Raw genomic sequence first — 22395 nt, forward strand, 5'->3', positions numbered from 1 at the left:
TTATTCTTGTGCTTCAGCATGTTCTTCTGCCAATAATTTTTTCTCATAGGCATTAAAGAAAGGATAGTAAATTACAACAGAAATTAAAATAAGAAGTATATTTAAAATAACAGCTCTAAAATCTCCATTTGTTGCTAAAAATGCTCCTATTGGTCCAGGTAGAGTCCAAGGTGGTGTTGAAGTTACACGGTTTACCAGTCCTGCTACCATTGCGAAATAAGTGATAGAGGCATTAACTATTGGAACAATTATAAAAGGCGGTAATAATGTAGGATTCAATACGATTGGAGCTCCAAAAATAATTGGCTCGTTTATGTTGAATATTGAAGGAAGGATTGCTGCTTTTCCTAGTGTCTTACCGTAAGTTGATTTTGATTTAAGTAGCAGTAATAATGCAAATCCTATTGTCGTTCCTGAACCGCCAATCCAGATAAACCATTGATATAAGGGTTCTGCCGCAATATGAGGAATATTTTGTCCATTTGCCAAAGCTGTGGCATTTTGTTCAAGAAGCATAAGCCACAACGGACGTACAACAGATCCGACAATTGAATCACCATGAATTCCAAAGCTCCAGAAGAACGTAATCATAAATACAATAAGGATTACAGAAAACCAAGAGTCACTAAATTTCAGAACAGGTTTTATAATTGAGCCTATTATATCGTGCAAATCTATATTTAGCCAGTAAGTCAAAATTGTCAATGTAAAAATAATTATTGCCGCTGGAGTTAAGGCTTCAAATGAGCGTGCAACTGATTCTGGAACAGCTTCAGGCATTTTTATTCTAAATCCAGTTGTTGTAGTCATTCTATATACTTCAACTGCGAATATTGCCGCTATTATTCCTACAAATAAGCCTGCGGAGCCTAATCTTGACATTTGCAGGGCATACCCAATATCTTCCTGAATAAACTGAGAGCCTTTTGTTCCTTCCTCAACAATAACCTGCACCGCTTTTCCACCGATAGTTTGATTTATCACTTCAATCGGATTAATCATTTTTGGCATAATTGTAAGCAAAAATGCACATACTGACAGGATTGACCCTGTGATTCCGTCTAATTTATACGATTTTGAAAGGCTGTAACCGATTCCCATAACTGCATAAAGACCCATTATGAACATTGTCATACGGTAGGGCAGTAGCATTTGTACTGCATGTTTTTTTGCTAAAACTGAGATTGCCCATTCTTTTGGAAAAGGTGGGAACGCTAAAATTAAAAATATTGATCCGACAATGATTAGTGGCAATGTGGAAACTATACCGTCCCGTATTGCCCTTAAATGTCTTTGTTCTGATATTTTTGCCATTTTTATTGAAAGTTGTTCTAAAACTGCCATAATTCTACTTCCTTTCCTATTGCGATATTATTTTTGTGAATTGTTAAGATATTAAAATTTATTTATTTTGTGTTAATTCCTGAATCTGTTTTAATAGTTTTGGGCCTCCAAGCGGGCTGTACCCTTGTGGAGTAATCATTGCACACGGTACACCTGCTTCGCTTGCTTGGGCATTTAGTGTATCAAATCTGTGTCTTATTTGAGGGGCAACCATTGCCACGTCATATCCATTTTTTACTTCTTCTTCAAACTGCTGTGTACTCACAGCCTTCACTTCAATTTCTACGCCTTTTGCATTTGCTTCTTTTTCAAGAGCCTTTACTGCTACCGCACTAGACATTCCTAATGAACATACAAATAATACTTTCATAAAATCCTCCTAATTTTTATTTTTCAATTTTTATAGTTTTTGTATCAACTCTATTCAAAATAGTGTTAGTTTTCCAACTATCTGTTTTATAAACCTATTGCTTTTCAAGTTTATCGATTCTTCTATACATTTTTATCATACCCTCAATTAACGTTTTCGCCTCAATTGCTGTCATCAAATGATCCTGTGAGTGAACGAATAGGACTGAAGGTGTAATACCTTTGCCATTTACTTCTGCCTGAATTATTTCCGTCTGAACATTGTGAGCCGATAGCAGAGCTTCATCAGCTTCTTTCAATAAATTTTCAGCTTTTTCAAAATCCCCTTTTTCTGCCTCGCTTAATGCTTCATAAGCCATTCCTTTTGCCATTCCGGCACTATTTACAATTTCAAAGACGACTAATTCCATTTGTTCCTTGTCCATAATTTCTTATTTTCCTCCTTTTTGATATTTTTCTCTATTTTCATAATAATCCTTAAACTGTGGCAAATATTTTTCGTGTGCATCCAGCAGTTCATTCAAAACTTTTCTTCCAATTGTAGTTCCAGGAACTAATGGATTTGTAGTGAAAGCCTGCAATGCGGTGTAATAATTTCCTGTAACAGCCGCTTCCACAGTAAGTTCTTCCATTGCCTTCATTAGCTGAATATATCCTCTCTGCCCAGCATTTGGAAATTTACCAAATGTTATTGGTTTAGGCCCGTTTGCTGTAATGTATGAGGAAATTTCAACAGCTGAATTATACGGTAAGTCTACGATAGCGCCTTTATTTCTAGTATTTACCGCCATTATTATGCCTTTGTCATTGTAGATAGCGCTAATTAATTCACAGGCTGCATCAGAGTAATAAGCGCCACCTCTTTGTTCAAGCTGTTTAGGTTTTTCCTTCAAATTTACATCCTTATAAAGTTCAAAAAGTTCTGCTTCAACTCTTTTAACAATTTCTCCTCTTGTTCCATTCTCTTCATAGGATTTTAGCCCCTCAGCCAGCATTTCATCCTGTAAGTAATAATATCTATGATAGTCACAAGGCAGCATTCCTAAATTTTTTATCTGATCATAATCGTAATTTATGCTTACAATATTTTTTACGCCAAGATTTTCCTTATCCTGTCTCTTGTCCCATAAATCTGATGTAAGCTCATTTCCTTTCTTGTCCCATACCTTGTACCAGACAAAGTGATTCAGCCCTGCAAATTGGAATTTAAACTCGCTAATATCTTTTTCATAAAGGCTTGCACAATCCATCTGAGTATGTACAGGAATATTGCAAAGTCCGACAACTTTGTCAAAATTTCCATAATTTAGTACAGCTTCTGTCACAATTCCCGCAGGATTTGTAAAATTAATAAGCCAGGCATCTGGAGCAAGTTCCTTTATATCCTTTACAATATCAAGTATTACAGGAATTGTACGAAATGCCTTGAACATCCCCCCAGCCCCATTTGTTTCCTGTCCTAGAAGTCCATTTTCAAATGGTATTCTTTCATCTTTTATTCTCGCATCAAGCAGTCCCACACGAAACTGAGTAGTCACAAAATCCGCATCTTTTATAGCTTCCCTTCTATCCAGCGTCAAATAAACCTTGCAGTCAATACCAGCCTTTTCCACCATTCTTTTAGCCAAATTTCCAACAATTTCTAATTTTTCTTTCCCTTCCTCAATATCAACCAGCCATATTTCCCTTACTGGCAATTCCTTTATCCTTTTAATGAATCCTTCTATCAGTTCAGGAGTATAGCTAGAGCCTCCACCAATCGTTACAATTTTAATTCCATCCCTTTTTTCCATTTTACTATCCTTTCTAAATTGCTAAATATTTTTTTCAGAATATTCATGTATCAATTTTGCTACATTATTATCGTATTGTTTTAATTTTTCTGTTGCCATATCTCTATCAATATCCAAAAGTATCATAGCAATAGCTGTTTTTACATCATTTCCAGCTTTTTCCAAAACAGAACTTGCAATTTCATAATCAGTCCCAGTAGTTTTCATTATTATTCTTTTCGCCCGCTCAACCAGTTTCTGATTGGAAGTTTTTACATCCACCATGTAGCCTGAAAATACTTTTCCAAGTTTTATCATAAGTGCAGTAGAAATCATATTAAGTATCATCTTCTGGGCTGTTCCTGCTTTCATTCTGGTAGAGCCTGTCACAATTTCAGCACCAACAGGGACTTCTATCGGATATTGGCTGACTTTGGATAAATCAGAATTTTTTGAGCAAGTTATACTTCCAGTAACTGCACCAATGCTGTTTGCATATTCTATTGCCCCTAAGACATAGGGAGTTCTGCCAGAAGCAGCAAGCCCAATAACTACATCATTTTCTGTAAGATTAATGTTTATCAAATCCTGTTTTCCTAGTTCTGGGCTATCTTCAGCATTTTCCTTAGCTTTGAATATCGCTTCATTTCCACCGGCAATTATTCCTTGAACTTTTTCAAAGGAAACTCCGTAAGTAGGAGGACATTCTGACGCATCAAGAATTCCAAGCCTTCCCGATGTTCCTGCTCCAACATATATTATCCTTGTTTCTTTTTTATATCTTGACAAAATAGCATCTATCAGCCGTGAAATGCTCTCTAATTCTTTTTCTACGCAAAACGCCACTTTCTTGTCTTCCTCATTTATCCTTCTCACAACTTCAAGGCTATCCTGTAATTCAATATCCTTGCTATTAGGATTATTTTCTTCAGTAGACAATTTTTCAAGTTCAATCATTATTTATCACACCCTTTTAAGTTAAGTCTAAAGCTATTTCTGTATACCATAATTATATCTCGATTTTTCTTAAATGGAAGTCTATTTTTAAATTTATCTGAAAAATTTGTTTAAAAGAGAAGAAAAATGCTGATAAACTTAAATTATATTAAAAAAAAACAAGAGCATAAACACTCTTGTTTATTTATAGATGGTTAAAGTTACTGTTTATTAAACTAAATACAAAATACGGAAGAAGCCCCATGCACATACTTGAAAAAATAATCCAAAGTCCCGACACAGTTTCTACAATCTTTCCTGATAAATCCTTTTTCAAAAATTTTACCATAAAATATATTGAAACTACTAATATTACAAGCAATGTCAATCCACCAAAGAAAAAATATTCTTTATAGGTATGGGCAAGCCCAAGAATAACAAAAAAATATTCAATAATAAAAAGTAGGCTTAAAATAATCACAGCCTTTTTTCTTCCCCAAAGTTTGCTATATGTTTGCACTCCATGTTCCTCTTCATCAGCTCTTCTCGTTTTTCTTCCAATTTCTAGAACAATTCCGTTTAGATAATTTAATGCAAAAAGAGGAATTAGGGCAATATCGATATTATGTCTATACCATTGCAACGCTCCAAATTTAAAAATATTTTCTGCTTCGCCTAATATGATATATTGTGTAGCATTTACAATAACAAGAGTAATAAAAATCATTATTACAACGTGAGATAGAGCATAAATTAAAATTCTTTTTGTAAGCCACTCTTTTATAAAAAATTCCTTTGCCATTAAAAACATATAAAACCATACTATTATCATAAAATATATAATTTTAAAATCTATAACATACGCAAGCATTATTTGTATTATAACAGTTACAATTCCTGTTTTTCCTAATGTTTTTAAGGAAATTATACCTCTTTGAACAGGACGGTAAGCCCTGTATTTTAAGTCTTCCTCATAATCCTTAAATTCATCTGTAATTCTTAATTGAAAGAAAAACATAAAAATTATGATAAATAGAGCGATTATTTTATATTGAAATATCCCTATTTTAACTCCGTTTGTAAAAAGATACATAATTTTTGAATTGTATAACAAACTTGTATAAATGTATCCTGACAGAGTAAAAATCAATACGAAAAAAGAGTTTTTTCCTAATGGAAACCGTTCATTCAGATATATTTTGAAGTTTTTAATATTCTGGGTTATTGATTTTTTTGAATTTATATTACTTTGACTCATTTATTTCTCCTCTTACAATATTATATATAAATAGATTTTACTGACAATAGAAATCAATCATGGAAAGTAAATATCCTGTATTGCTGTCTACTGGTGTACTTTCAATAAAATCTTTAATTTTGTATCTTAATATTAATTTTTTTTCATTATACTGTTCTCGCTTTTCAATAGCCATCGCTCTATCCAGAGAATGACTAAACGGACTTCCTGAGCTTGCAATGCCTTCTATAATTCCTCCTAAAAAATCAAAAAACAGTCCTCTTGCTTTAGAACGCATATGAGTCTGATACTTTTCATCGAGATATGATAAATCTGCCTCGCTTTTTTCTGCTGAAAGGTAGAATCTTTTCAAAGCTCTCCTGTCATATAATGAAAATAATTTTAATCCTTCCTGAATTAATTCTTTTGCTTCTGTTTTCATAAAATTTCCTTTCTGAATTTAAATTTTTAAATTTTTTCAACTATTTCTTCCAGCCTTTTATAATCCGTCTTGCTGTTATGCCTTTTATCCATTGGAATTTCAATTTCGATTATTTTAAATATTCCAAATTTTTCTTTTAGTTCTTTAATTTCACTATCCTCAGATAAATTTCCTTTAAATCCAGGGTTTCTTTCGGCAAAGAGATATAATTTATTATTCTTGGAAGTAAGGACTGATTTTTTTAAGTTTTTACAAAATGAAAAGGCAGTTTCTACAGTAAAAGGATAATAAATTTTTTCCCCAAGCTGTATTCGTCCTTTAACCCTTCCAAGCAGTATAAGTTCGCCTTTTTTGTTAATATATCCCATGTCTCCTGTTCTATGCCATTTTTCATTTGGTTTTTTCTCAACATTTAAATATCCGTTTACTACATTTTCTCCTTTTACAAGTATTTCACCTTTTAATGCTGAAAAATCTTCAACATTGTTATCTTTTAAAATTTTATTTTTTTCAGACGTTTTTTCTAATTCTTCTATTTTAAGTTCTATTTCATTAACAATTTTTCCAGCGAGAAGTCCATCACCATTTTTCATATTTTCAATATCTTCTTCTGTTATGTTTTCAAAATTTAATACTGATATGGGTTCAGCCTCTGACGCTCCATACAAGGCTATAATTTTAGCATTTGTAAAAACATCTTTAATCTTTTTCATAAGGCTGTAAAAGACAGGAGCTCCACCTGTGTATACCTTTTGAACATTTTCGAGCATTATTTTTTCATCTTTGCAAAATTTCACGATGTTTTCAAATATTGCAGGAGGCAAGATGATGTTTTGTATATTATTTTCTGTTATTTGCTTAACAATATTTCCAAAATCTGACTCGACAGGTTTTCGCCAGTTCAAGTCAGGAATAAAGGTAGTTGTTCCTGTTGCCATATGTGAAAGAAGAAATATCGGGAATGAAGAATAAACAGCTGTTTCTTTTTCAAATTTTAGATTTTTTTCAAGTACATTGTGCTGTCCAAGTAAAAATTCATGAGTTCTCATAATAATTTTTGGAAAGCCTGTACTCCCACTTGTAAAACTGATAAGAGCAGGTGTGCTTCCGTCAATTTTTTCATTTTGTATTATTTTCTGATTTTTATTTTTTTCATATATCGAAAGTTTTTCAGAATGTTCCATCATTTTAATATAATTAATTTTTTTGCCAATTTTTCTGATTCCTTTCAAAAAGAATCCCTTTAAAAGTGTTTTTCCGCTTCCAATTATTCCATCAGGAGAAATCATTTCACAGCATTTATTTATATGCTCAATACCAGCATACGGATCAATAAACACAGCTTGCAGTCCCATTTTAAATATTGCAGTCAGAATAAGATAAAATTCTATGCCAATGGGAACAAAAACAACGATTTTATTTCCTTTTTCAAATCCTTTTTGTATCAAATATCTACAAATTTCATCTGATTTTGTATCAATTTGAGTAAAAGTAATCTTATTTCCTGTCTTTAAATCAAATAATGCTGTATGGTCTGGATATTGTTTTCTCAAATCTTTAATTTTGTCAATTATTGTCATTCTACACCGCCTTTTATTTAAAGTTCCTTTATAAACAGGGCATATCTTCTTAGCTCATCTCCTAAAAGTGAGCCGATATTTTTTGATATATTTTTTTCGTGCATCAAGGCATAAATCACATTTTTATAGCCTGAACGTTCCGCTTCCTTCACAAGTTCATCTATCAGAATATACCCCATGCCTTTTCCATTGTATCTAGGAGAAATTGCAATCGTTTTAAGAATCATAGTTTCTATTTTCTCCTTGTATTGAAGTTCGGCATAATCAGGTATTCCAAATACGTAGCCAATTAATTCGTCTTTTAAATAAAGCATTTTAAAAAACTTTTTTACAATTTTATCTTCATAGCTCATATACATTTTCAAAAATATTTCTCTATCCAATTCAGAATAAAGAAAATTATTTTTAAATGCTTCAATTGTCAAGTCGTAAACTTTATTCAGCACAGCGATTAAATCTTCATTTTCCGCAGATTTTACTGTAGTATCCCTATAATATTCAAATTTTTTCAACTTTTCAATTTTTTTAGATAAATGACCCCTTTGAACAGGATTCATATTTTCCATTATTGTTGAAATATAGTAAGTAAGTGGTTTAAAACCAATTTTTTCAAAGAGCTCCACATAATAGTCTTCATTAAAAGGCTCCATCAGAAATGGAGGATGATTTCCTTTGTCAGCAACATATCGATATGTATTCCAAGTAGTCCCATTTAAAGGGCCTATTATTGTTTCTATACAATCTTTTTTAAGATTTTCAAAAATTTCATTAAATATTTCTGTTTCGTTTTTTCGATATTTTTCCAAAATATTTACATTGCCAATATATGATGTTACCTTTTCATTGTAATTAGGACGATTGTGCCATAAATTAAGACTTCCAGCTGTTTCTTCATTCTCATTATAAAAAACAATAATTTCAGATGGACGTTCTATTTCTATTTTTGGAATTTCATTTTGTGAAATGTTATTTTCCATAATATATTTTTCTAAACAGTTTTTATTTATTTGATTGTTTTCTGTTATTGTGTATCGCTTGATTTTCATTTGTAAATTTTCTCCTTTTTGATAATTTATCTTATTTATATTATACTAAATCCCGTTTAAACAATAAATTTATTACAAACTTTTTTAATTAAGGGATATAAATCTAGTATTTTCAAATAATTCAAGATGTATTTTTTTACAGAGTATGGTATAAATTAATCTGTCGGAGCATTTTTTTGTGATGACAAAACTGTTTGAGCATAGCGAGTTTTTTGTCAGTGCAGAAAAATGTCGTAGACTAGCCATAGGTTATTGCGTAGCAATCTTGCCATACATTTTGATTCTCAGGATAAACCTTTATTGCAAGATAAGGATTTGCGGCAATGAGCAATCCTACGGAAATAAAAAAGAAAAAAAGTTGAATGAATATGAATTATTTATCAAATAACCCTGATATAAAAATTTATTCTTGCTTTTAAACGAAGTTTAATATTAAACTCTAATATGTCTAAAAATAAATTGATTTATTAAATATTCGATTTAAAATAGTAAGTTTTTATAACATTCCTAATCCTAGTAATAATATAGAACAGGCAAAAACTATTCCAGAAGCTATAAATACCTTTGTTTCTCCACTAAGTTCCTTTTCCTTTTCAATAATATAAAAAATCTTCATACTTGTTTCGTAAATAAATATTCCGCCAAATATAAAAATTACTATTCCAATTAGCATTTTAAAATCCAAAATTCTTGACAAGGCAAGATAATTTATTATAAAGAAAGCAAATGCCTTTCCAATGCTTCCCATTAGAAAATTCATTCTAAATGTTTCCCGTTTTATATTTCCAGCGTTATCTCTTATTAAATTTATAATTCCAAAATGCAGTGAAAAGGTGAATATATAAATAAGATACATTTTATTTTTATCAAGTATGATGCTCATAGCAAGCCAGATTGCTGTTGTAAATGCTATTGTCAAAAGTCCTCTGAGAGAATCTTTTACTTGCCCTCTTACCTTTGGCGTGAAATGATAATAGCCAAGATACATTATTAGTGGTGGAATAAGCCATTTTATGCCACCGATAATCATAACGATATAAAGAAAAAACAAGCTTGCGGTTTGTGCGACTCTTGTAAGCGTAGTCTTTTTTCTATTCAATATTATAATTATAAAAAGTATCATTATTACCCAAAATTTATACATCAGCTCCTGTGCTGTCAAATATAAATTTAATCTTAGAAATAGATACACAAAAAGCGGCACAAAAAGATTATCCAGTCCGTTCCATGAAATGACTTCAAGAATCATTGTAAGGATACTTAATAGAAGAGAAACAAGCACAATGTTTATACTCCTGATATCACTGAAAAACAGAAAGAAGTTTATACATATGAAGTATGTTGTCAGAAAGAATGTTACCGAGCCTTCTATCGATTTTGTTCCAAATCCTGTATTAAATTTATACTTGCTGTAAAATTCCCCTATGAGAGCCGCAAAGGCATCGGAAAACATAAGAATTATAAGCGGAAGAGCGTACATTACCTTATCTTCACTTGATACAATCCATAATCCAAGAATACTTATAATAAAGTATATATCTCCGAAAGTTTTCCTGTTTTTTGTTTCCAGCACTTTTTTAAATCCTGTTATTTTGTGTTTTACTATCCTAATGGAAATAAGTAACATAAGAAAAACTGCTCCAAGCATTATAACTGAACTTTTTTTCTCAAATATAAAAGGAAGTGCCAGTCCTCCGATTCCTGAACCTATATGTAGAATTTTCCGTATAAATTCTGAATTTAACTTTTCACTTTTCTCAAGTTGATTCAATAAAAGGAAAAACAGGATAAAAGCTGCTAGAACAACTATCATTTTAACTATTTCCATATTTTATCACCTTTTCAACTACAAAATCAGTATAAAAAAATGTCTTGTCCTTTTCATGAAGGCTTTTATCAAGCTCTTTCAACCTATGAAAGTTGTTTTTTATATTTTCTTCTCCTTCTATAGATTCTAATTTTGATGAATTTCTTTCCACAATTAAGTTCCAGTATGCCAAGATTGCATTATTATCAGCATTATCATAAATTTTTTTCATTAATTTTCTATAATTCTCCAAAGACATATATTCAAAAATATCACTTAAATTAAATTTATTTATTTTAAAATCTATCCCATCAAGATATTCTTCAACAGAATTCTGAACAATTTCCAATTTATCAAGATTTTTCTTAATATTTTCAAAATTTTCTTCTCGCAAAAAGTAAGGCAGGCAGTCCAAACGGTAATTTCCTGTCATAATGTAGTAAATATAAGGATTTTCATAACTATCCAATTCACAAAGGGCGTATCTGCTTCTTTCCTTCATTTCCTCGGAGATATTTTTTTCTGCATATCTAAAAAATTCCTTGTCTCTTCCCAGCTTTCCGACCACATATCTAGAAAAAAACAGTTTAAACATCAGTTTCCATCTAAAATTATTCCAATGTCTGTCATAATAGTCAATTCTTTCCTGCTTTGATTTTTTTTCAAGAAGTTTTCCAATTCTTTTTTTATTATGCACGAAAGGAAGAATCTTTTCCCTAAAAATCTTGAAAAATTTTTCAAATTTTCCTATATGGATTATTCCATTTTCAATCGCTTCCTTATTAAAATCCCAGTAATTTTTCACATCTTCTTCAAGATTTGACCTTATCTTTTCATACATTCCAATTCTTTCAGATGAATTTTTTATCCCCATAAACTTTAACATTTCCTCATACGAAAAACTTTTAAATACTTCTCTTTTAAGTTTAGCAAGAGCTATCTGTGGAAAACTTATATCAAGAGCCACCACTTTCTTTGGATTTTCTGCAAGCATGGAAAACACATTATCTCCCGCAGACAGTATTCCAAAGCATATATCATTTTCCTGTATATTAAGACTTTCGAGCAAAACCTCTGTATCTTCCCAGCATTGGGAATACCTTATCAAAGAAAAATCAATTTTATTTTCCTTTACTTCACTTTTCAATTATGTTCCTCCTAATTTGTTTGTAATTTTAAATTTTTAATAAAAATCAGTCGTCTAATTTTTTTATAATTCCCGTACTTCCGTCAAATTGAACCATATCTCCTGTTTTTAAAGCTGTTGTCGCTCCCTGCACTCCAACTATGGCAGGTATATTCATTTCACGTGAAATAATTGCGCTGTGGGATAAAAGGCTTCCCTTTTCTACTATAAGTCCTTTTAATAAAGGAAAAACCATGACCCAGCTTGGATCTGTGGATTTTGTTACAACTATATCTCCATCTTCAACTTCAGTATTCATCGGATTTAATACAACTTTTACCTTTCCTTTGACAATTCCTTTGCTACATCCTGTTCCCTTTAAAGTATTTTCATCCAGTTGTGAATTTTCTGTCAAATCTTCATAATAAAAATTTTCTCCGAGGAATCCTCTTGTTAAAAATCTGTCAGGGAGAATTGCCTCTGCTTCGTATTTTTTATATTCCTTTTTTCGTAGTTCTATAAGTTTTTTTAAATCAACATCAATTATTGAGCCGTCAACAAGTCCAAAAATTTCATCAACAGTAAGGTAGAATACATCTTTTTCGTTATTTATAAGGTTATCGTTTTTCAGATGAGTTCCTATTTTTTTCATAATTTTTCTTACTGTTCCAAAAACTTTTGTCCGTTCATATCTTAGATTTTCTCTCAATTTTATAAATTTTTTTGCATAAAATACAGTTTTTTTCAATAAATATTTCTTTACAGAACTTATTTTCAGATTATCATATATTTTTTTTTGTTCTTCCGATATATTTCTTTTAGAATGTTCCTGAATATTTTCTGTCATTGAAAGAGAATGTATCATTTTTATCAGAAATATTGGTTCTTCCTTTAATGTAGGTGCTTCCAGTTTCAGTTCGTGGACTGTCCTGTCGCCAAATTTTTCCATGTATTCGTTCATAAGAGAATTAAATTTTGTATTTTTAGTTAATTTTAGCACATTAATCCTTAATTCGTCATTATTTTTTATTATAGTTTTTATTTCATTCTGTAAAGAGTTATCCTGCCTTAGCATATTGCTCATTTTTTTTATATATCTTGAAGGTTCAACGCTTATCATATCATTTCCTTCCTGAGCGATAAGAATATTATGTTTTTCTTCAAAATTTTCTTTTATATATTTTTCTGCCATCTTTTTTGAAAGTCCAAACCATACCATCACAAGAAAGTCATTTATAATAGGGATTTCCCAATTTTTTAGAAATTTATTCTCAAGAAACTTGTAGTATTTTTTCAGTTCTTTTATATTTTTGTTGTCAAGGTTACTATTTTTTCCATTGAGATTTTCATCTATAATCTTATAAAATTTGTCTGCTTTTTTTTCTATGAGAAACATATTCATAAATAGTGTAAATCCTGCCTTATATTTTTCCAGCCTATTCCTAAATTTTTCCCAGCCTGTCATTTTCTCTTCTGCTTCCAGAAGGTTTTCGTTAAGATTTTCCTCTGACAGCTCCTTTTTTACTCCCATCATTTGTTCCATAAACTTGCTGTTGCCTTTGGAATTTGGAAACAGCATTAGAAGTTTGTACCAGTTTATGAGGTTATAGTAAACTCTTCCCTTTAGAAGCCCCAGCATATTGTCATACACAACTTGATAGCTTTCAACAACCTTCGGAGGCACTCCTGTAATTTCTGAGAATCTTTTATATACATCAGAATATGCCTTTCTTATAAAGCTGAATGTGAGTGGCAATGTAATTTCAGGATAACTTTCTACGATGTTGCTGTTATCCCATATTATTGTGTTTATTGTTTTTTCGTTTGTCTTTTCCAATGTAGTTATGGGTCTTGCCTGCAGTATATACAGTTTTCCTTTTTCAAATGCCCATTCCATATCCTGAGGCTTTCCATAATATTTTTCAATATTTATGATGTTTTCACCAAGTTCATGTATTTCATCGTTAGTCAAAACTTCCTCTTCAATATTTATTTCTTCTGTTTTTATTTTCTGATTTTCAAAATCTAAAACTTGTCTTACTTTCTTTGTTCTTATTTCCTTTTTAATTTTTTTCGTTTTTTTGTCATAAATAAACAAGTCCCCATTTTCGTCTCCGTCAACAATGCTTGTTCCTAGTCCATAAGTTCCAGAAATAACAGCTTCATCATAATTTCCATTTACGGGATTTACGCTGAATCCAACTCCAGCCTTGTCAGAATTTATCATTTCCTGAATTATTACAGCAGGAACATTTATTTCATTATTTATTTTTCCTTCTTTTCTATATTTCATGACATGTGAGGAAAAGGAAGAAATCCATACTTCCTTCACTTTTTCTATTATATTTTTCTTTTTTATATATAGATATGTTTCAAACTGACCTGCAAATGAAAAATTGCTACTGTCTTCCTCTACTGAAGATGATCTCACCGCATAATAGCTTTTTTCATTTAGTGAATTTTCTATTTCCTCTGTAAATTCTTTTCTAATTTTATGCTCTTTTATAATTTTAATTATATTTCCAATTTTTCTTTCCGTATTTATGCTAAATATAGCATTCCAATCCTTAATTTCATCATTATTTCCTGCTTCCTGATTATACATTTCAATTTCTTTTAGTATAACTTCCTTAAAATATCTATTAGTAATAACTGAAAAATGTGGGATATTAAATCCATTGGCAGCAAGTTCAAGCAAATTTTGAGCTTTTTTACCAATTTTTTCCTCAAATACGGTATTTTCATTATGATTTTTTAGGTTATCAATATTATAAATATATTTCATAGTTTATTTTCCTTTTCTAAAAAATTCTATTTTTCATTATATTATACCTCATTAAATTTATTTTTTAAAATTTTGTGTTATAAATTATTAATAAATATTTTTTATAGTAGTTTTTATAGTTAGTAATATTTTTGAAAAAAAAGTAGAAAAAAGAGAAATAATGTGATGTTTGCTCTTGGAATATTTTTTTTGTGATAGTTTCAGGAATACTAGTTATTTTGATTTTGAAGTATTTTTATTATGAAATTATTTTGAGAATCTTTACTGATATGAAAAAATTGATATAAAAAAGACTTATATTAAAAATTTTTTTATCATTTTATATGGTATAATTATAATGAATTAAAAATTAATTTTAAACAAATGAAATACAAAGGAGAAAGAACATGAAAAAGGTTTTATTATTAATTAGTCTTATTACGGTTGTATCAAGCTGTGGCGGAGGTGGAGGTGGTGGAAGTAGTTCTACCTCACAAACAGATTCAGTTACCCCTATTCCAACTCCAAATCATACTAGCGGTAACAATCAGACACAAGATAATCCCTCACAATCAGGAACTAACAATAATAATTTTTCTCCAAGTCAAGTTCCTGAAAATAAAACTTTTACAGGAAGAGGAGTTGGTGTTGCTGTATTAGATAGTGATTTTTTATCATCTGATTTGACAACTAATCAGCTATATCATAAAACAAGCGGACTTAATGAAGTTATCAGCAAAGAATTTGGAGACAGGTTTGTTCAGGAATCAAGAGCTGACAGAACATATTTATCAAAGGATGAACATGGTATTCTCGTTGCTTCCATCTTAGGAGGAAAGAGTGGAAAAGGAGCAACAGGAGCAAAAATTCATGGAGTGACTATTGGAGAAGGAAGTGGATTTTATATTGATGTTGAGAAATATAAAGAATTACAACGAAATGGTATTAGAATATATAGCCATTCTTTTGGAACAAAAAAAGGATTTAAGGAAAACAGTAATTATATACAAGAAATGCGTATATATTTGAGAAAACTTAGCGAAGGATATATTCTTGAAACTGAAAACGACAGAAGAGTTAACGAGTTGATAAATTTTTATAAAAATGCTGTAAATGAAGGCTCTTTATTTATCTGGGCTGCAGGTAATAGAGGAGCTGGAGGACAAACTATGAACGAAGTTAGTGTTCAAGCTGGATTGCCTTTCTATGTAAATGACTTATACAAAGGCTGGATTGCTGTAATGGGAGTTCAACCTGATGGTAGTGAGTATAGTCCTCACTTAGCAAGAGCAGGTTCAGGAAGCGGACAAAAACCTGGAGGAGCCAAATGGTGGACTGTTGCAGCGAACGGAAATTGTGAACTTGTAGGTTGTACACAATTTGGATCATCCTTTGCTACTCCAAAAGTATCTGCCGTTGCTGCTAAATTAAAAGAAAAATTTCCATGGATGACAGGACATGAAATACAGCAGACAATACTAACAACTGCAACAGATTTAGGAGATCCAGGAGTAGACAGTACTTTTGGATGGGGATTTTTAAATGAAGAAAAAGCATTAAAAGGTCCTTCTCAATTCAGTAATGAACTACTTGTTGGGGAACATGCTTCTAATGCAGGAGCAAAAGGTCAATTTAATGCAAATATTGGAGATAATATAACTTCAAAATTTGAAAATGACATTACAGGTTTAGGCGGTTTAAAAAAATCTGGTAATGGGACATTAATATTATCTGGAAATAACGACTATCAAGGAGCTACTACCATAGAAGGCGGAATTTTAGAAATACAGAAAGAAAATGGATCGCCAATAACTATAAAATCAGGTGGAACTTTAGTAACTACTCCTACAACTGTTATTGGATTGAGAAATTACAGCGGAAACCTATCGCCAGTAAATGTTAAAAATGAAGGTGGAACTTTGGAAAATAGAGGCTCTGGAGCAGTTATAACTGGAAACTATGATGCAACCGCAGGTTCTGTAACAAAAGCTCAAATAGGAACAAAACTCACAGTAAGAGGAACAGTAAACTTAAATGGAGGAAATACAACTTTGCAAACATTAAGCAATGGAAGATATATTACTGCAAAACCTCTTTCTTCAACTGTGATTGAAGCTGAAAAGGGGATTAATGGAAACTTTGACAAAGTAGAAACAGCTGAATTGATAAATGGAAGTGTAGAAACAACTGATAACAAGATAAATATAAAATTAAGCAGAAAAAATGTACTAGACTATGTAGAAAAAATAGCAGAATCTGATGAAATGCAAAAAAATACTGCCAAGAACTTAGAAACTGCTTTCCAAGAATTAGATCAGAATATTGAAAATGGTACTGCTGAAAATATTGCTCAATTTGAAAAAAAAGCTGCAAAACTTCAATCTCTAAATCGTTCTAATAGAGCTGCTGTACTTGATAGTCTGTCTGGACAAATCTATGCTTCTGCACAGGTTCTTACGTTCCAGCATTCACAAACTGTAAATAAGGATTTATCAAACAGACTTGTCATGTTAGGAACTTTGGATAATGTTGGAGACAACTTTGGATTATGGGTTTCTGGATTTGGTGCTAATGGTACATTAAAACAGGATGGATATGGTAAAGGAAATAGTAAAGTTACTGGTGGACAAGTCGGAGTTGACAAGCAGTTTGGCGAAAACTTAATATTAGGTACTGCATTATCTTATTCAAAGGCTAATGTTAAATTCAATAGATATGGTGGAAAATCTGATGCTAATAACTTTGGAGTTTCATTATATGGAAGATTAGGAAACAAGGATGTTCCGTTCTACCTTCAAGGTCGTCTTGGTATCGGATTTGTTGACAGTGATGTTGAAAGAGATATTATTTTAAGCAATAATGACTTTACTAGAGCAAAAATTAATCATAATGATAAAGTTTATTCTGGATATCTAGAAACAGGATATGACATTAAAAATGATAATGGTGACTTTGTTGTAACACCGTTTGCGGGATTGACTCACGATACAGTTGTAAGAGGTTCATTCTCTGAAGAGAAGAGCCAGTTTGGACTGACTGCTGATAAAAAGAACTACAATCAGACAGCAGCACTAGTTGGTCTTAGAGTTGGAAAGGCTGTAAGCTGGAACGGTGGAAGCAAGACTACATTCCAGGGATACATAACACATCAGAGATCTTTCAATGAGCAGGACTTGAGCTTTGATGCAAGATATACTGGACTGCCTGGAGCAACGTTTAAGGTAAAAGGTATCGGACTTTCTAAGAACAAGACATGGACTGGAGTTGGAGCATTGACAGAAGTAAATTCTAGATTTGGATGGTATGTAAACTATGATAGTTCTGTTGACAGTGGAAAAGGTAAAGGGAATAATAATGTTTTTACCACAGGACTTAGATTTAATTTTTAATTGGAATTGAAGAAAAGTCAATTTCTAATAGGTTGGAATCAATAATTGAATTAAAGTTTGCAAATAAAAAAGATGTAGAATATTATAGAAAAAATAGAAGAATATAGATCAAAATTATATAAATTAAAAAAATTAAGAACTCCAAAAATAAGAATCGAATTTACAATAAAATTACACCTTCCATTGTAATAGCAACTTTAAAAATTACTCTAAAAGGAAGGTGTTTTATAATTAAAATTTATTAATTCAAAAATTTCCCTTTCACAAATCCCCCAACCTTAACTAACGCCAATAAAATCGTAAGCAATACAATAATCGAAGGGCCTGACGGAATATTTAGCGTGTAGGAAAAATATAGTCCTGATAGTATTCCAATGAATGAGAAAATTATAGATAGAATAATGATAGTTGAGTATTTTTTCGCAAGTGAGGCCGCGATTGCTTGTGGAATTGTCAGGATTGAGATTATTAGGATGATTCCTATTGTTTTTATGTTTATTATTATGACGGAGGATATTAGGATTATCATAAAGTAGTTTATGAAGGTTACTGGGACACTGTGGATTTTGTAGAAATTTTCATCAAAGCTCGTGTAGACGATGCTTTTGTAGAAGATGATGAAAAATGTGATTGTGATTATGTCCAGTATTAACAGTAAAATTATGTTTAGGGTGTTGGATAAAAGGATATTTCCGAATAAATAAGTTGACATATCGGACTGATAGCCTGGTGTCAAGAAGGCAAAAATAATTCCGATAGCCATTCCCATTGACATAACGATACCTATTCCCAAATCACCGTCAACGTGCAGAGTGTCTTTTAGAACCAAAATCAACACACCTGACAGTATTGAGAAAATCAGTCCAAAAAATAATGGATCTTTTATTGGCAAGTTAAAGAAATAAATTAGGTAGATTCCTATTCCGATACCACCGTAAGAGGCATGGCTAATACTTGATGAAATAAAGACCATTTTTTTATTTACAATATAAGTTCCTATTATTCCACAGCATATACTAGAAAGAAGCCCTACAATAAGGGCGTTTCTCATAAAGGCATATTCAAAAATTTTTATAAATTCCATAATTCCCCAATCTTTAATAATTTATCTTTTAATTTTGTAAATTTTATTTGTGTGAATGTAAGTAAGGATTGCTGCACACATAATCTTCCTTTTTCTCATAAACTTGAATATTTCCTTCCACGACAAAAATTGAATCAATGTAATCGTAGATTTTTTCAAGTTCGTGAGAAATTACAACTATTGTTGAATCTGACAATTCCTTTATTTTTTCAAAAAGTTTAAATTCAAATTCCTTATCCAGAAATGATTCCGGCTCATCAAGAAAAATAAGTTCTGGCGAAGAAATTAAGGCACGTGCAATTAATGCCCTTTGAAGCTGTCCTCCAGATACTTCGTTTATTAATTTATTTTTTAAATGAAAAATATCAAATTCCTCCAAGAGTATTTCAGCACGTTTTTTTTCTTCATTGTTAAATCTTCTGAAAAGGTTATTTTTATTAGTCAATCCCGATATTACCAAGTCAAAAATGTTAATGGGAAAGGAAGTGTCAAACTCCCTTATTTGTGGCAAATATCCAATTTTGTTTTCACTTGTAAAAAATTCAATACTGCCAGAATTTTTTCTCAAAAATCCAAGCATAACTTTTACCAAAGTCGATTTTCCGCCACCATTTCTTCCCAGAATTGCAACATTTTTTCCTTTAAAAATATCTAAGTTTATATCGTTCAAAATATAATCATTGTTGTATTTAAAATTAAGATTTTGCACGCTCACAAGTTTTTTATTCTGTCCGTTAGCCATCAAATTTTTATCCTTTCGTTTTCTTCTCATTCTTTTTTTGAATAAAAATTTTTAATTTAAATAATCTACAAACTGTTTTAGATTTTCAAAGACATTTTCCTTGTCAACATTAAATTCAGCGACTTTTGAGTTAGGAATTTCTTTTGAAATAGCTTCGGCACTTTGTTTTGGAAATTGAGGCTGAACTAAGATTGTAGTTACATTGTGTTCTTTTGCTTCATCGATAATTTCTTTTATTTGCTGTGCTGATGGCTCTTTTCCTTCCTGTTCGATTGAAATTTCTTCAATGGCATAATTTTTTAGGAAATAGTTTAATGCAGGGTGATAAATCATAAATGATTTTTTAGTTTTTGAAGCCATTTTTTGTGAAAGTTCTGCTTTTACCTGATTAAGTTCTGTAATGAAAGCATTGTAATTTTTTTCAAAAGTTTCTTTTTTGTCTGGGTAAAGTTTTGACAATTCATTTTTTATATTTTCAGCAACTTTAGGCATCATATCAAGCGAGAACCATACATGCGGATCAATCCCACCGTGTCCTTCATGCTCGTGATGATGTTCGTGTTCTTCTTCCTTTTTATCTGCATGTTCATGCTCATGTTCGTGATCATGATCTCCTTTGATAAATAAATTTTTATCAACACCATCCAAAACATTAACAATTTTATTTTTATCGCTTAGGCTGTTAGAAATAGTTTCTTCAAATCCCAACATATTATAAGTGAAAAATACTTTTGAATTTTCCAGAATTTTCAAATCTGAAGGTTTTGGCTCAAATAGTTCATGATTCATATTTGGCTGCACAATTGAAATAACTTCAAAATCATCTCCTGCAATTTTTTGAGTAAGCCATCTTAAAGGCGGTACGCTTGTTACAATTTTTTCCTTTGCTCCTGCAGTAATTCCTTGCTCTTTTTTAGTTTCTGATTTATTTCCGCAAGAAAAAATAAACAGAGCTGATAATAAAAGTAACGATAATAATTTTTTCATTTTAATTCCTCCTATATGTATTTTTTTGTAATAAAATAATGAATTTATTAAAAACTTTTCTAGAAAAAGATAAAAACTTAATATTTTCAAATAATTAAAATATAATTTCATTTCTCAAACAGAGTCTAGTATAAATCATAGATTTAATCACAATCGTTGCATTTTCCTTTAAAAATCGAAAGATGTGACAATAGTGAAAAGCCTCGTTTTTTTAATTCGCTTTTTTCTTTTTCTGTTTCTTCATTTGAAAATTCAGGCACGGTTTCAATATGCTTGCAAGAATCACAAATAAAAAAATTGGCATTTTCTTCCTTAAAGTAATATTTTTCATTTTCAAAGTCGAATGAAAAAATATAATTATTTTTCTCTAAAAATTCCAAAGCCCGATAAACTGTCGATAAGTCAAAATCCACTTTTGATTTTAAAAATTTGGCATTTATTGGAGTGTCTGAAGACTGTATAAGATTAAGTATTTGCTGCCTTTTCTTAGTTAATTTCATAATAACATCTCCTAATAATAAAAAACGTTTTTTATTTTGTAAATTTGCAAATCATTCGCAAATATTTTTTATTATATATTAAAAAAACCTATTTGTCAAATGAATAGGTTTTCATATATTTATAGTAAAACTGCTTTAAAACTAAACTTAAAAGGCTATGACTATTTTACTCAAATCCTAAATCTATATAATTTTTAGTAGTTTAATTTTAAATAGGTTTGAGTATATAATAAACTTGAGGTTATACCAACTGAAAAATTATTGTCCTGTGGTTATAATAACTTTTCCATTAGCACTATTTGATTCTAAAAATTTATGTGCCAAAGAAATTTCATCTAATATAAAAATTTTTGCAATTCTTGGCTTTATGCCATGTTTTTCAATAAAATCAAACATTTCTTTTATTGTATCTTTTTTGACAATTGTGCTGTTAAATGAAGTTAGGTAGGATTCTGAAGGGATTTCGTCAAGCGGCTCAAAATTTTTAATTACCCATCCTCCAAGACAGCCTGTCATGCAGACTATTCCACCTTGCTTCACAGATTTTAAAGAATTTTTCAAAGTAGGAGTGCCGATTAAATCAAGAACTTTGTCAACTCCGTCTGGAAAATATTCTTGTAACTGAGTGTCAAAAGTTTCATCTTGAATTAGGACAAAATCTGCTCCTATTTCTTTTAAAAATTCAACTTTAGCCTTACTTCTTGATGTTGCAATCACGGTATTTCCAAAACTTTTGGCAAGCTGAATTGAAGCAAGGGCAACTGAACTTGTTCCGCCACGAATTAACAGAGTGTCAGTGTTTTTTAACTGCAGGCTTTTAAATAAAGAGCCGTAAGCTGTGTAGTATAATTCAGGATATGCTGCAATTTTTATCCAGTCTGTTTCTGAAAGAGTTATCGGATGTACTTGAGAAGATGGTACAAGTGTGTATTCGGCGTAACTTCCGTTAAATTCACGCCCCAAGCCATTCATCATTGTGAAAACTCTATCTCCTTTCTGAAAATGGCTATCAGAAGCATCTTCAATAACGCCAGCACATTCAATTCCAATCACGCGTGGCAATTTCACAGAAGGAGAAAATCCATCTCTAGTAAATATTTCAGCCCGATTTATTCCAAAAGCCTTAATTTTTATAAGAACCCAGCCATTTTTTACTTTTGGAATTTCAATATTTTGAATTTTTAATTCATCAGCAGTACAAGGTTTTTCAAGAACAACAGCTTTCATAGTATTTTTTTTATTTAACATAGTAAAATTCCTTTCTTACTTT

The 22395-nt window shown here is 30.9% G+C and carries 19 protein-coding genes; 2 read left to right on the forward strand and 17 right to left on the reverse strand.

Annotation, left to right across the window (positions count from 1 at the left end):
- The 9 genes from AB8B23_RS05485 to AB8B23_RS05525 all read right to left on the reverse strand — a co-directional run bounded on the left by AB8B23_RS05485 (nt 1) and on the right by AB8B23_RS05525 (nt 8726).
- Nucleotides 1-1344: a PTS sugar transporter subunit IIC gene (locus AB8B23_RS05485; RefSeq protein ID WP_369713787.1), complete on the reverse strand. Its 1344-nt coding sequence runs from the start codon at nt 1342-1344 to the stop codon at nt 1-3.
- Between the two features lie 58 nt (nt 1345-1402).
- Nucleotides 1403-1714 (reverse strand): PTS sugar transporter subunit IIB, encoded by a 312-nt coding sequence (locus AB8B23_RS05490; protein WP_369713788.1) that lies wholly within the window; start codon nt 1712-1714, stop codon nt 1403-1405.
- 94 nt (nt 1715-1808) lie between these two features.
- Nucleotides 1809-2138 (reverse strand): PTS lactose/cellobiose transporter subunit IIA, encoded by a 330-nt coding sequence (locus AB8B23_RS05495; RefSeq protein WP_369713789.1) that lies wholly within the window; start codon nt 2136-2138, stop codon nt 1809-1811.
- A 6-nt stretch (nt 2139-2144) separates the two neighbouring features.
- Entirely contained in the window at nt 2145-3506 is a 1362-nt protein-coding gene (locus AB8B23_RS05500; protein WP_369713790.1) for a 6-phospho-beta-glucosidase, read from the reverse strand.
- A 21-nt stretch (nt 3507-3527) separates the two neighbouring features.
- Nucleotides 3528-4442, reverse strand: a complete 915-nt coding sequence (murQ, locus tag AB8B23_RS05505) for an N-acetylmuramic acid 6-phosphate etherase (RefSeq protein WP_369713791.1) — start codon at nt 4440-4442, stop codon at nt 3528-3530.
- A 184-nt stretch (nt 4443-4626) separates the two neighbouring features.
- Nucleotides 4627-5679 carry a UbiA family prenyltransferase gene (locus AB8B23_RS05510; RefSeq protein ID WP_369713792.1) on the reverse strand — a complete coding sequence of 351 codons (1053 nt, stop codon included), beginning with the start codon at nt 5677-5679 and terminating at the stop codon, nt 4627-4629.
- A 37-nt stretch (nt 5680-5716) separates the two neighbouring features.
- Complete coding sequence (locus AB8B23_RS05515) at nt 5717-6100, reverse strand: hypothetical protein (RefSeq protein WP_369713793.1); 384 nt, start codon at nt 6098-6100, stop codon at nt 5717-5719.
- A 26-nt stretch (nt 6101-6126) separates the two neighbouring features.
- A complete protein-coding gene (locus AB8B23_RS05520) occupies nt 6127-7680 on the reverse strand; it encodes an AMP-binding protein (protein ID WP_369713794.1) in 1554 nt (517 codons plus the stop codon).
- A gap of 17 nt (nt 7681-7697) precedes the next feature.
- Nucleotides 7698-8726, reverse strand: coding sequence for a GNAT family N-acetyltransferase (locus tag AB8B23_RS05525; protein ID WP_369713795.1), 1029 nt, complete (start codon nt 8724-8726; stop codon nt 7698-7700).
- Nucleotides 8727-8904: 178 nt separating this feature from the next.
- On the opposite strand from AB8B23_RS05525, the gene AB8B23_RS05530 reads away from it, so the two are divergent.
- Nucleotides 8905-9114 carry a hypothetical protein gene (locus AB8B23_RS05530; protein WP_369713796.1) on the forward strand — a complete coding sequence of 70 codons (210 nt, stop codon included), beginning with the start codon at nt 8905-8907 and terminating at the stop codon, nt 9112-9114.
- A gap of 108 nt (nt 9115-9222) precedes the next feature.
- On the opposite strand, the gene AB8B23_RS05535 is transcribed toward AB8B23_RS05530, so the two are convergent.
- The 3 genes from AB8B23_RS05535 to AB8B23_RS05545 are packed head-to-tail and all read right to left on the reverse strand — an operon-like array spanning nt 9223 to nt 14444.
- The gene (locus tag AB8B23_RS05535; RefSeq protein WP_369713797.1) at nt 9223-10554 is read right to left on the reverse strand and encodes a diacylglycerol/polyprenol kinase family protein; all 1332 of its coding nucleotides are present in this window, start codon (nt 10552-10554) and stop codon (nt 9223-9225) included.
- Nucleotides 10541-11680, reverse strand: a complete 1140-nt coding sequence (locus AB8B23_RS05540) for a DUF3419 family protein (protein WP_369713798.1) — start codon at nt 11678-11680, stop codon at nt 10541-10543. The genes AB8B23_RS05535 and AB8B23_RS05540 overlap by 14 nt, the downstream gene beginning before the upstream one ends.
- A 46-nt stretch (nt 11681-11726) precedes the next feature.
- A complete protein-coding gene (locus AB8B23_RS05545) occupies nt 11727-14444 on the reverse strand; it encodes a PEP/pyruvate-binding domain-containing protein (RefSeq protein WP_369713799.1) in 2718 nt (905 codons plus the stop codon).
- A 386-nt stretch (nt 14445-14830) separates the two neighbouring features.
- On the opposite strand from AB8B23_RS05545, the gene AB8B23_RS05550 reads away from it, so the two are divergent.
- The gene (locus tag AB8B23_RS05550) at nt 14831-17812 is read left to right on the forward strand and encodes an autotransporter domain-containing protein (RefSeq protein ID WP_369713800.1); all 2982 of its coding nucleotides are present in this window, start codon (nt 14831-14833) and stop codon (nt 17810-17812) included.
- 241 nt (nt 17813-18053) lie between these two features.
- Here the strand turns inward: AB8B23_RS05550 and AB8B23_RS05555 are convergent, their stop codons facing one another.
- The 5 genes from AB8B23_RS05555 to AB8B23_RS05575 form a co-directional block, all read right to left on the reverse strand.
- Nucleotides 18054-18863, reverse strand: a complete 810-nt coding sequence (locus AB8B23_RS05555; protein ID WP_369713801.1) for a metal ABC transporter permease — start codon at nt 18861-18863, stop codon at nt 18054-18056.
- A gap of 76 nt (nt 18864-18939) precedes the next feature.
- Complete coding sequence (locus AB8B23_RS05560) at nt 18940-19638, reverse strand: metal ABC transporter ATP-binding protein (protein ID WP_369713802.1); 699 nt, start codon at nt 19636-19638, stop codon at nt 18940-18942.
- Nucleotides 19639-19689: 51 nt separating this feature from the next.
- Entirely contained in the window at nt 19690-20625 is a 936-nt protein-coding gene (locus AB8B23_RS05565) for a metal ABC transporter substrate-binding protein (RefSeq protein WP_369713803.1), read from the reverse strand.
- A gap of 143 nt (nt 20626-20768) precedes the next feature.
- Nucleotides 20769-21125 carry a Fur family transcriptional regulator gene (locus AB8B23_RS05570; protein WP_021744564.1) on the reverse strand — a complete coding sequence of 119 codons (357 nt, stop codon included), beginning with the start codon at nt 21123-21125 and terminating at the stop codon, nt 20769-20771.
- 258 nt (nt 21126-21383) lie between these two features.
- Nucleotides 21384-22373 (reverse strand): zinc-binding alcohol dehydrogenase family protein, encoded by a 990-nt coding sequence (locus AB8B23_RS05575; protein WP_369713804.1) that lies wholly within the window; start codon nt 22371-22373, stop codon nt 21384-21386.
- Nucleotides 22374-22395 lie beyond the last annotated feature (22 nt).

Source organism: Leptotrichia sp. HSP-342, assembly GCF_041199995.1.
Lineage (GTDB): Bacteria > Fusobacteriota > Fusobacteriia > Fusobacteriales > Leptotrichiaceae > Leptotrichia > Leptotrichia mesophila.

Bases quoted from the DNA above. Each gene is read 5' to 3' on its own strand.
- AB8B23_RS05495 (WP_369713789.1), bottom strand. From the start codon at position 2,138: ATGGACAAGGAACAAATGGAATTAGTCGTCTTTGAAATTGTAAATAGT.
- AB8B23_RS05570 (WP_021744564.1), bottom strand. From the start codon at position 21,125: ATGAAATTAACTAAGAAAAGGCAGCAAATACTTAATCTTATACAGTCT.
- murQ (WP_369713791.1), bottom strand. From the start codon at position 4,442: ATGATTGAACTTGAAAAATTGTCTACTGAAGAAAATAATCCTAATAGC.
- AB8B23_RS05560 (WP_369713802.1), bottom strand. From the start codon at position 19,638: ATGGCTAACGGACAGAATAAAAAACTTGTGAGCGTGCAAAATCTTAAT.
- AB8B23_RS05535 (WP_369713797.1), bottom strand. From the start codon at position 10,554: ATGGAAATAGTTAAAATGATAGTTGTTCTAGCAGCTTTTATCCTGTTT.
- AB8B23_RS05545 (WP_369713799.1), bottom strand. From the start codon at position 14,444: ATGAAATATATTTATAATATTGATAACCTAAAAAATCATAATGAAAAT.
- AB8B23_RS05575 (WP_369713804.1), bottom strand. From the start codon at position 22,373: ATGTTAAATAAAAAAAATACTATGAAAGCTGTTGTTCTTGAAAAACCT.
- AB8B23_RS05525 (WP_369713795.1), bottom strand. From the start codon at position 8,726: ATGAAAATCAAGCGATACACAATAACAGAAAACAATCAAATAAATAAA.
- AB8B23_RS05515 (WP_369713793.1), bottom strand. From the start codon at position 6,100: ATGAAAACAGAAGCAAAAGAATTAATTCAGGAAGGATTAAAATTATTT.
- AB8B23_RS05520 (WP_369713794.1), bottom strand. From the start codon at position 7,680: ATGACAATAATTGACAAAATTAAAGATTTGAGAAAACAATATCCAGAC.
- AB8B23_RS05555 (WP_369713801.1), bottom strand. From the start codon at position 18,863: ATGAGAAACGCCCTTATTGTAGGGCTTCTTTCTAGTATATGCTGTGGA.
- AB8B23_RS05500 (WP_369713790.1), bottom strand. From the start codon at position 3,506: ATGGAAAAAAGGGATGGAATTAAAATTGTAACGATTGGTGGAGGCTCT.
- AB8B23_RS05565 (WP_369713803.1), bottom strand. From the start codon at position 20,625: ATGAAAAAATTATTATCGTTACTTTTATTATCAGCTCTGTTTATTTTT.
- AB8B23_RS05510 (WP_369713792.1), bottom strand. From the start codon at position 5,679: ATGAGTCAAAGTAATATAAATTCAAAAAAATCAATAACCCAGAATATT.
- AB8B23_RS05485 (WP_369713787.1), bottom strand. From the start codon at position 1,344: ATGGCAGTTTTAGAACAACTTTCAATAAAAATGGCAAAAATATCAGAA.
- AB8B23_RS05550 (WP_369713800.1), top strand. From the start codon at position 14,831: ATGAAAAAGGTTTTATTATTAATTAGTCTTATTACGGTTGTATCAAGC.
- AB8B23_RS05490 (WP_369713788.1), bottom strand. From the start codon at position 1,714: ATGAAAGTATTATTTGTATGTTCATTAGGAATGTCTAGTGCGGTAGCA.